We start from the raw sequence: 9,054 nt of genomic DNA on the forward strand, positions 1-9,054 counted from the left end.
TCGCGGCTGCGACGCGCGCCACCCTAGCGAGGCCGCCGCCTGACCTGGTCTCAGAACGGTGGCGGGTCGGGGTCGTCCGGGCACGCGGGTGCCGCGCGGTCCCCGCCCGCCGGCACGTCCCGGGCGCGGCCCCAGCACGCCGGGGACCGCGTGTGCCTCGCCCCGGTCGGGGTCGTCCACGTGACGGTGCCGTCCGGTGCCATCTCGACGCGGAACCGACCGCCGGCGTGGTCGGCGTGCTTGGCGAGGTGGTCCGACCGGCAGGCGTCGTGCAGGTTCGTGTGGTGGGTCGGACCGTGCGGCCACGGCACCACGTGGTCGGCGTCCAGCCGTGAGGACAGCGTCTGCCCGCACGTCGACAGCCCGCACCCGCCGTCACGCGACCTCACGAAGCGGGCGAGCGCCGCCGGACGGTACGTCGTGCTGCTCACGCCGGTGAGGTGGCCGGTGCACGGGTCGGTCACCCATCGTCGCCACCGCGCGTCGGCCGCGAGCTCCCGGACCACCGGTCCCGGCAGCGGCAGCGGGCCGCCCGTGAGGCCGAGCAGGAGCCCCGGCTCCTCGAACGGGTCGACCGGCTCCCCGGCCGCTCGACCGGAGGCGAGCACCGTGGCCGCCGGCGCGACGACCGCCAGCTCGACGCGGACGCGACCGGAGGCGACGAGGGAGTCCGGGTCGCCGAGGAGCACCCCGACGAGGGCGTCGGCGCGCGCCTGGTCGAGCGTGCGGCGCCGTGGTGTCCCGCCGCGCGCCGGCGCCCGGGCGTCGTCCCCGACGTCCTCCCCGACCTCGTCTGCGACGTCGGTCCCGTCGAGGGCGTCGGTCCCGCCGTCCGTGCGGCGGAGCCGGCGTGCCGTGCTGTCCAGCACCTGCCACGCCGCGTGGAGCTGCGGCGCGGCGCCGACGACCTGCAGCAGGGCCATGCCGTCCTCGAGCGGCCGCAGCGTGCAGCGTCTGCGGGTGAGGGCCGCCTCGTGCCGGGCGGCGGCGCCCGCGGCGTCCGCGCGCGCGACGAGCCTGCCCAACCGCGAGCGCAGCTGCTGCACGCTCACGCGTCCGGCCGCCGGACCCGGCGTCGCGTCGGCGAGCACGGGTACCGAGCCCGGGCGCAGTGCCTCGGCCTCCACCGCGGAGGGCAGGTCGCGGTGGCCACCGAGCGGTCCCACGTGCTCTTCCGGCACCGGACCCGGCGGGAGCCGGCGGACCGCGTCGCACACCACCCGCGCCCTGGAGACGTCGATCCGTCCCTCCTGCAGCGCGGCGAGCGTGGCGGGGCGTCGGTGCACCAGCTCCTCGGCGAGGACGAGGCGGGCGCGCGCGACACCGGGCGACAGGCACAGCTGCAGCGACACCTCGACCGCGACCGACGCCTCGACCTGCTCGAGGTCGGCGTGGGGGTCCTCGGCGAGGGCCTGCTCCCTCCGGGCCCCCACCAGCGTCGCGAGCGCCTGCAGCTCGGTGGCCTCGATGACCGCGCGGGCCGCCGCCGACGCGGACGCCGTCGACAGCGCCGAGGCGGCCAGCGGGTCCAGCGGGTCCGGCGGGCGAGGCGCGACGGGAGGGTGGGCCCGGTCGGGCCCCGAGGTTCCGGCGTCGTCCTCGTGGACCGTCACGTGCCCCTCCTCCCCGCGGCGGCCGAGCCCACCCCGACCGTGTCGAGGACGCTAGGGAGGCCTCCGGACACAACCCGGGAGGAGGGACGTCCGGCAGCCGCGAGGGTCGCGCCGTGCGCCCGGCTAGGGCCTCGCGCGACGCGGCCGCGGCTGGCAGCGCGGGCACGTGAACGACGACCGGTTCGTCCACGCGTCGCGGCGCACGGGCGTCCCGCAGCGCAGGCACGGGTCCCCCTCCCGGCCGTACACGGCCAGGTCCCGGCCGTAGTAGCCGGACTCGCCGTTGACGTCGACGTACAGCGCGTCGAAGGAGGTCCCGCCCGCGGCCATGGACTCGGTCATGACGTCGCGCACGTGCCCGAGCAGCTCCGAGGCCGCGCGCCGCGGCATCGTCTCGGTCGGCCGGGCGCCGTGCAGCCGCGCCCGCCACAGCGCCTCGTCGGCGTAGATGTTGCCGATCCCCGAGGCGAGCGTCTGGTCGAGCAGCGCACGCTTGAGACCGGTGCGGCGGCGCCGCAGCCGCTCGACCCATACGGTGTCGTCGAAGTGCGGGTCGAGGGGGTCCCGACCGATGTGGACGGCGAGCGAGGGGACGGTGTCCCCGAGGACGTCGACGGTCGGCACGAGCTCGTCGACCTCCAGCCGCCCGAACATGCGCATGTCGACGAACCGCAGCTCCGCGCCGTCGTCGAGGGCCGCGACGACCCGGGTGTGGGGGTGCACCGGCTCCGCCGCCGGCACGACACGCACCTGCCCGGACATGCCGAGGTGGACGACGAGCGCCTCACCCGGCCGGGCCGAGCCGTCCGACGCGACCGGGTCGTCCGGCGCCGCCGGGCCGTCCGGCGCCGCCGGGCCGTCCGACGCGGCGGGGCGGGTCAGCGGAAGCCACAGGAACTTGCCGCGGCGGCGCGGCTCGGCCAGCCGTGCCCCCCGCAGCAGCGCCGCGAAGCCGTCCGGACCCTCCTGCTGCCGCCGGACCAGCCGCGGGTGCAGCACCGTGACGTCCTCGACCCGGCGGCCGGCGACGAGGTCGGCGAGGCCGCGCCGGACGCTCTCGACCTCGGGCAGCTCCGGCACTCAGACCTCGGCGCGCAGCAGCGTGACGGCGGCGGCCGCGGCGTGCTGCTCGGCCACCTTCTTGCTCCGGCCCTCGCCCGTGCCGAGCGGCTCCTCGCTGTCGCCGCAGCGGACCTCGGCCCGGAAGCGGGGGTCGTGCGGCGGTCCCTCCTGCTCCAGCGAGTAGCGCGGCGGTGCCAGCCCCCGCTCGGCGGCGAGGACCTGCAGGGTGGTCTTGTGGTCGTGCTCGACGCCGACGTCGTGGGCGGTGTCGAGCAGCGGCGCCATGACCCGCAGCACGAGCTCGCGGGCGACGTCGCGGCCGTGCTCGAGGTGGACGACTCCGATGATCGCCTCGACGGTGTCGGCGAGGAGGGAGTCGCGGTCGCGACCGCCCGTCATCTCCTCGCCGCGGCCGAGCAGCATCGCCTCGCCGACCCCGAGGGCCCGGGCGACCGAGGCGAGCGCGGGCCGGCTGACGACGGCGATGCGCATGCGGGACAGCAGCCCCTCGTCGGCCTCGGGGTGGCGGACGTACAGCTCCTCGGTGACGGCGAGCTGCAGCACCGCGTCGCCGAGGAACTCCAGGCGCTCGTTGGTCCCGGCGGGGCCGTTCTCGTACGCCCACGACCGGTGCACGAGGGCGCGGCGCAGGCCGACCGGGCTCACGTCGACCCCGAGCGCCTCGCGCAGCGCCACCTGGCCCGCGGACAGCTGCCCGGGGACGCCGACGCCGCCCGCGTCCTCGCGCGCCGCGCCGTCGGGCGCGTCGCGGCTCGCAGGACGGGACGGCATCAGGGGGTCCGTGTCCGGGTCGACCGGGCCCGGCGGGTCAGGCCTGCTCGGACTCGCCGCGCAGCGCCTCGGTGTAGCGGCGCTGGTCGTACGCGCCGCACGTCGGGCACGCCTGGTGCGGACGACGCGCCGACCGGCACTGCGGGCACGTGGTCAGCGTGATCGGAGCGGCCTTCCAGTTGGCCCGGCGCGAGCGGGTGTTGCTGCGGGACATCTTGCGCTTCGGGACGGCCATGTCAGCTCTTCTCTTCCTCGGGGCGGGTCCCGTCGGCCGAGGGGGCCGCCGGGGTGTCGTCCTGGGCGACGGCGCCGCCCAGCTGGTCGGACAGCCCGCTGAGCGCGGACCAGCGGGGGTCCGTCTCCTCGTGGCTGTGGTCGGGGTCGTCCTTGAGCCGTGCGCCGCAGCGCGAGCACAGGCCGGGGCAGTCCGGCTCGCAGACGGGCTGGAACGGCAGCGACGGGACGAGCGCGTCGCGCACGGTCGGCTCGAGGTCGATCAGGTCGCCGTCCAGCAGCGGCTGCTCGTTGTCCTCGTCCTGCTCCTCGGGCGGGTCGTGGAGGAACAGCTCCTGGACGTCGACGTCGACGCGCTCGGTGACCGGGTCCAGGCACCGCACGCACTCGCCCTCGGCGGTCGCGGTGACGGTCCCGGACACGAGGACGCCGTCCATGACGGCCTCCAGGCGCAGGTCGAGCTCCATGTCCGTGCCGACGGGCACGCCGATCACGCCGTTGCCGAGGTCGTCCGGCGCGGGGACGGTGCGCCGGACCTCGCGCATGGTGCCGGGGCGTCGCCCGAGCTCGTGCGTGTCGAGGACCAGCGGCGCGCGCGGGTCGAGCCGCGGCTGCCGCACCGTCGATGTCACTGTGGTGCCTTCCTGGGACGGGTGCGGGTGCAGGGTCGGCCGCGTCCGGCGCGGTCGGGGTCGACCCGCGCCCGGTTCCGGCGGAGGTCCAGCCGCCAAAGGTACCGCCCGGCGCGGGGTGCGCCCAAACCGGCGCCTCAGGCACCCAGTGCCCGGCGCAGCGGGCCCAGCACGGCGGGCGGCACCAGGTCGGTGACGTCGCCCCCGTGACGGGCCACCTCCTTCACCAGCGAGGAGGAGATGTGCTCGAAGCGCGGCTCGCCGGGCAGGAAGACCGTCTCCAGGCCGCTGAGGTGCCGGTTCATGAGCGCCATGGGCAGCTCGTAGCTGAAGTCAGTCCCGCTGCGCAGGCCCTTGAGGACGACCCCGGCGCCGACGCGGCGGCAGTAGTCGACGAGCAGGCCGCCGTCGACGACGTCCACCCGGACCCCGGCCGTCGCGGGGTCCGCGGCGAGCACCTCGCGCAGCAGCCCGGCGCGCTCGTCGGGTGCCAGCAGGCCGCGCTTGCCGGGGTTGTGCACCACGGCCGCGACGACTGTGGGGAACATGCGGGTGGCCCGGGCGATGACGTCGGTGTGCCCGAGCGTGACGGGGTCGTAGCTGCCGGGGCAGACGGCGGTGACGTCGGTCATGACGGCCACGCTACGGGGGCGGTTCCCGGTCCCCGGTCGCGTCGGTCGCGTCGGCGAACCACACGCGGGTCTCGCCGTAGTCCCGCGACCCTCCCGCGGCCAGGCCCGTCGGCCACCCCGGCTCCGGGGACCGCCTCGAGCGCTCGACGACGACGACGGCCCCGGGTGCGGCGAGCCGGGCCACCTCGTTGAGCAGGCCGGCGAGGGCGTCCTCCGCGACGGCGTAGGGCGGGTCGAGCAGGACGAGCCCGTACCCGCCGTCCGGCGCGGCCGCGGACCAGCGGGCGGCGTCGGCCCGGTGGACGGTCAGCGGCAGCCGCAGGTCGGTGGCGTTGCGACGGGCGACGTCGGCTGCCCGCCGGTCCTGCTCGACGCCGTCGGCGCGCACCGCGCCGCGGCTGAGCGCCTCCAGCGCGAGCGCGCCCGACCCGCAGAACAGGTCGAGGACGACGGCCCCCTCCACGGCCCCCCACGCCTCCAGGCGGGAGAACAGCGCCTCGCGCACCCGGTCGCTCGTCGGACGCGTGCCCTGGCCCGGTGGGACGGCGAGACGCCGCCCGCCCGCGGTCCCGGCGACGACCCTCACGCGACGACCCTCACGCGCGGGCCAGCCAGGCGTCGCGCCCGCCCGCGAGCGCCACCTCGACGGCCTCGAGGAGGACAGGGTGCTCCTGCAGCTCGGGGTCGGCGTCCAGGACGGCGGCGGCGTCCTGGCGGGCGGCGGCGATGACGTCGCCGTCGTCGACGACCCGCAGCAGCCGCAGCGACGAGCGCGCCCCGGACTGCGCCGAGCCGAGGACGTCACCCTCCCGCCGCGTGCGCAGGTCGAAGCGCGCGAGGGCGAAGCCGTCGGTGCTCGAGGCGACGGCGTCGAGCCGCTCGCGGGCCTCCGACGGGGCGGGGACGCCCGTCACGAGCAGGCACAGGGCCGGGTGGCCGCCGCGGCCGACCCGGCCCCGCAGCTGGTGCAGCTGGCTCACCCCGAAGCGGTCGGCGTCCATCACGACCATGACGGACGCGTTCGGCACGTCGACACCCACCTCCACGACGGTCGTGGCGACGAGCACGTGCACGTCGCCGGCGAGCACGTCGGCCATGACGGCCTCCTTCTCCTCGGGCGTCATGCGGCCGTGCAGCACCTCCACGCGCAGGCCGGCCAGGGCGGGCTCGGCCCGCAGCGCGTCGAGCACGTCGAGCACCGCGGCCGCGGGCGGGCGGCCCCCCGGCGGCTCGAGGTCGTTCTCGAGCTCGGCGAGCACGGACTCCTCGTCGTCGACGTCGACCCCGATGCGCTGGCACACGACGAAGGCCTGCCGTCCGGCGTCGACCTCCTCCCGCACCCGCTGCCACACCCTCGGCAGCCAGCCCGGGCGCTCCGGCAGCCCGACGACGTGCGTGCTGATCGGCTGGCGGCCCGCGGGCAGCTCGTCGAGCACGCTCGTGTCGAGGTCGCCGAAGACGGTCATGGCGACGGTGCGCGGGATGGGCGTCGCCGTCATGACGAGCGTGTGCACGGCCACCCCGCGGGAGCGGAGCGCGTCGCGCTGCTCGACCCCGAAGCGGTGCTGCTCGTCGACGACGACGAGCCCCAGGTCGGCGAACTCGACGGACTGCTGCAGCAGCGCGTGGGTGCCGACGACGAGCCCCGCCTCGCCCGTGACGATCTGCAGCAGGGCGCGGCGCCGGGCCGCGGCGGGCATCGACCCGGTGAGCAGCGCGACGCGAGTGCCCTCGGCGTCGCCGTCGAGCGTGCCGGCCCGACCGAGCGGGCCCAGCAGCTGCTCGAGGGAGCGCAGGTGCTGGGCGGCGAGCACCTCGGTGGGCGCGAGCAGCGCGGCCTGCCCGCCCGCCCCGACGACGGCGAGCATGGCCCGCAGAGCGACGAGGGTCTTGCCCGAGCCGACGTCGCCCTGCAGGAGCCGCTGCATGGGCGTGCCGGACGCGAGCTCGCGCTGGAGCTCCTCCCCGACCGAGCGCTGCCCGTCGGTCAGCGTGAACGGCAGCGCGGCGTCGAAGCGCTCGAGCAGGTCCCCGGGCCGGCGCTCGTAGCGGGTCGCGGGGACGAGCCGGGCGCGGGTGCGCGCGCGCAGCAGGCCGGTCTGCAGCACGAACGCCTCCGCGTAGCGCAGGCTGTGGGTGGCGGCGTCGCGCTCGGCCTCGTCGGCGGGGCGGTGCAGCCCCCGCAGCGCCTCCAGCCGCGGCAGCAGCCCGTGGCGCTCGCGCAGGTCGTCGGGCACCGGGTCGGGCACGTCGGCGACGACGAGGGTGTCGAGCACCTGCCGGACCGCGGCGGCGACGTGCCAGGTCTGCGCCCTCGCGCTCGCGGGGTAGACCGGTGTGAGGCTGCCGGCGAAGTCCTCGGCGACCTCGGCCTGCTCGTCGGGGCCCGGCACGAGCGACAGCCCGCCGCGGGCGTGTCGGCCCTGCTGCAGGAGCATGTCCGGCTGCAGCAGCTGCAGCTGCCGGCCGCGGCGGCTCACCTTGCCGGAGAAGAACCCGACGGTGCCGGGGACCAGCTGCCCCTCGCGGAAGCGCTGGTTGAAGAAGACGAGGTCGATGCGCCGCCCGTCGCCGTCGGCGACGACGACCTCGGTGATCGTGCCCCTGCGCTGCTTCATGCGGCGCGAGGACGCGGACACCACCGTCGCCTGCACGGTGACGTGCTCGCCCTCGCGGAGCCCGTCGAACGACGTGAGGTCGCCGCGCCGGGTCCAGCGCCGCGGGTAGTGCTCGAGCAGGTCCCCGACGCTGGCCAGGCCGAGGCTCGCGAGCCGCTCGGCGGTCCGGGGCCCGACCTCGCGGTCCAGGGGGGTGTCGAGGCGCGAGCGCGGCGGCTCGGGTGCGGCGGGACGCTGGTCGCTCACTCGGCCCCCACCTGCAGCCGCGGGCTCGGCTGGCCGCCGCCGAGCACCTGGACGGTGAGCAGGGGGTGCCGCGCCCGCAGGTCCGCCGCCACCGCCTCGGCGAGCGCCCCGCCGCCGGCACCCGGCACGAGCGTGACGATCTCCGGGGGCGCCCCGCCGAGCCAGTCCGCCACCGACCGGACGGCGGCCGCGGCACCGGCAGGGTCACCGCCGCCCTCGGGAGAGCCGCCGCCGTCGTCCACGTCGCCCGAGTCGCCCGCGTCGTCCCCGTGGTCCCCGTCGTCCCCGTCGTCCCCGTCGTGCACGTCGTGCACGCGGCACGCGCCCGCCGCGGTGCACGCCTCCTCCAGGAGCGCCTCGACCTCGGTGGCGTCGGACAGCTCCAGCGCCCGCAGCGCGGCGAGCACCTGCACGGGCGACGACGACGGCGCCACGACGACCCGCCCCCCGTCCTGCCCGGCGACGGCGCGTGCGGCGCGGGCGGCGGCCGCCTCCCCGGGGAGGACGAGGACGGGCCCGGCGCCCGCCCCGGCGACGGCGGCCGCCAGGCCGTCGGTGTCGACGACGACCGCCCCGGCCTCGCGGCACAGCGACGCCGTCGCCGTCCCGCTCACGCACACGACGAGGTCGGGCCGAGCCGGGCGGGCGGGCGGCTCGGCGGACGCCCCGGACCCGGCGGCGGGCGGCTCGGCCGGCGCGTCCGGCGCGGTCGCGGCGAGGAAGTGCGTGAGGCGGATGTCGCGGGGGCGCCCGAGCTCGACGCCGCGCTCCACCGCGGCGCCGGGGTCGTCGGTGTGGACGTGCGCGTGCCAGAGCCCCCCGCCCCCCACGACGACGACGCTGTCGCCGAGTCCCGCGAGCGCGTCGCGCAGCCGGTCGCCAGCGTCCTCTCCGCCCTCGAGGAGGTACATGACCTCGTACGCGGGACCGTCCGGGTCGAGGTCGAGACCCGCGTCGCCGTGGGCGACGGGGCCGGGACCGGTCGACGCAGCCGCCGTCCCGCCCGGCCCGTCCGGTGCACCGTCCGCCGCCGCGGGCGGGACGCCGTCGCGGCCGTCGGCCAGCACGTCGGCGAGCGCCTCGAGGGCGAGGACGAGCGCTGACCCGCCTGAGTCGACGACGCCCGCGGCGGCGAGCACCGGCAGCTGCGCCGGGGTGCGGGCGAGCGCGTCGCGGCCCGCGGCCACGGCGGCGGCCACGACCTCGGCCGTGGCGGCCCCGGCCC

The 9,054-nt window shown here is 77.7% G+C and carries 8 protein-coding genes and 1 pseudogene; all 9 read right to left on the reverse strand.

Annotation, left to right across the window (positions count from 1 at the left end; all coding sequences use genetic code 11):
* Window positions 1-50: 50 nt before the first annotated feature.
* Window positions 51-1,613: an HNH endonuclease gene (locus WAA21_RS10845; RefSeq protein ID WP_336922807.1), complete on the reverse strand. Its 1,563-nt coding sequence runs from the start codon at window positions 1,611-1,613 to the stop codon at window positions 51-53.
* A gap of 123 nt (window positions 1,614-1,736) precedes the next feature.
* On the reverse strand, window positions 1,737-2,693 hold the full coding sequence (gene mutM / locus WAA21_RS10850) for a bifunctional DNA-formamidopyrimidine glycosylase/DNA-(apurinic or apyrimidinic site) lyase (RefSeq protein WP_336922808.1): 957 nt from the start codon (window positions 2,691-2,693) through the stop codon (window positions 1,737-1,739).
* The gene (rnc, locus tag WAA21_RS10855) at window positions 2,694-3,467 is read right to left on the reverse strand and encodes a ribonuclease III (protein ID WP_336922809.1); all 774 of its coding nucleotides are present in this window, start codon (window positions 3,465-3,467) and stop codon (window positions 2,694-2,696) included.
* Window positions 3,468-3,504: 37 nt separating this feature from the next.
* Entirely contained in the window at window positions 3,505-3,702 is a 198-nt protein-coding gene (gene rpmF, locus WAA21_RS10860) for a 50S ribosomal protein L32 (protein ID WP_336922810.1), read from the reverse strand.
* Window position 3,703: 1 nt separating this feature from the next.
* Window positions 3,704-4,246 carry a YceD family protein gene (locus WAA21_RS10865; RefSeq protein ID WP_336922824.1) on the reverse strand — a complete coding sequence of 181 codons (543 nt, stop codon included), beginning with the start codon at window positions 4,244-4,246 and terminating at the stop codon, window positions 3,704-3,706.
* Window positions 4,247-4,470: 224 nt separating this feature from the next.
* A complete protein-coding gene (coaD, locus tag WAA21_RS10870; protein WP_336922811.1) occupies window positions 4,471-4,965 on the reverse strand; it encodes a pantetheine-phosphate adenylyltransferase in 495 nt (164 codons plus the stop codon).
* Between the two features lie 10 nt (window positions 4,966-4,975).
* A complete protein-coding gene (gene rsmD, locus WAA21_RS10875) occupies window positions 4,976-5,551 on the reverse strand; it encodes a 16S rRNA (guanine(966)-N(2))-methyltransferase RsmD (protein WP_336922812.1) in 576 nt (191 codons plus the stop codon).
* Window positions 5,552-5,561: 10 nt separating this feature from the next.
* Entirely contained in the window at window positions 5,562-7,829 is a 2,268-nt protein-coding gene (locus WAA21_RS10880; RefSeq protein WP_336922813.1) for an ATP-dependent DNA helicase RecG, read from the reverse strand.
* Window positions 7,826-9,054: pseudogene (locus tag WAA21_RS10885) on the reverse strand (hypothetical protein); the annotation flags it as partial. The pseudogene WAA21_RS10885 and the gene WAA21_RS10880, both read right to left, overlap by 4 nt.

Source organism: Aquipuribacter sp. SD81, from assembly GCF_037153975.1.
In the GTDB taxonomy this organism is placed as follows: domain Bacteria; phylum Actinomycetota; class Actinomycetes; order Actinomycetales; family JBBAYJ01; genus Aquipuribacter.